We start from the raw sequence: 620 nt of genomic DNA, 5'->3' as shown, positions 1-620 counted from the left end.
GCGTTCGGAGGCCTACTTTGTTTTCCCTCTGGCGCAAGGCACGCCGGGAAAACAGTGCGGCCTCGCGGCTACTGGGGTCTACCAGCCTTCGCTTCGCTCTCCATGGCTGGCAGCGAACGCCTCCCCTCGGGAAAATTCGAGACCAACGCCCTGGTACTGACGCTGGCCGCGATGGCCTACAACATCCTGCGCTATGTGGGCCAGAACACGCTGATCGGTCCGGATGCGCCGATCCGCAAGGCCCTGCATCGACGCCGCATCCGTACCGTGATGCAGGAGATGATGTACAAGGCCGTGCGGCTGGTGCGTCACGGTCGCCGCCGGGTGCTGCGCTTTGGGCGGGGTGATCCCGGCTTTGCGGCGCTGGCGCGTTGTTACGCGCACGTGCTGGCCATCTGATCGGGCTGTCCCCGTTGAGCAACGCCTTCGAGAACGAAGGCGACAGATAGCCCTGCCTGCATGCTTCTGGATCAGCCGCATTGCATCGCCGGTTGCGCTTCCAAAGCATCAATTTGCTGATCCATCCAGACAAATATTCGATGTCATGCCGATTACAGAGGCTCCTGCCGAGTCATGTCGGTAAAATGCGGGTTTTGACGTTCTGGAATCACGGATTCAGG

Annotated in this window: 1 pseudogene; it reads left to right on the top strand. The window is 61.0% G+C overall.

Features of this window, described 5'->3' with window-relative positions:
• Positions 1–114: 114 nt before the first annotated feature.
• Positions 115–399, top strand: a pseudogene (locus tag ACOCD2_RS24885) (IS1380 family transposase); the annotation flags it as partial.
• Positions 400–620 lie beyond the last annotated feature (221 nt).

The organism is Thiolapillus sp., assembly GCF_048562965.1.
Classification (GTDB): Bacteria; Pseudomonadota; Gammaproteobacteria; order Chromatiales; family Chromatiaceae; genus Thiolapillus; species Thiolapillus brandeum_A.
Note: the sequence above shows the minus strand (reverse complement) of the source record. Positions and strands in the feature narration are given on the sequence as shown.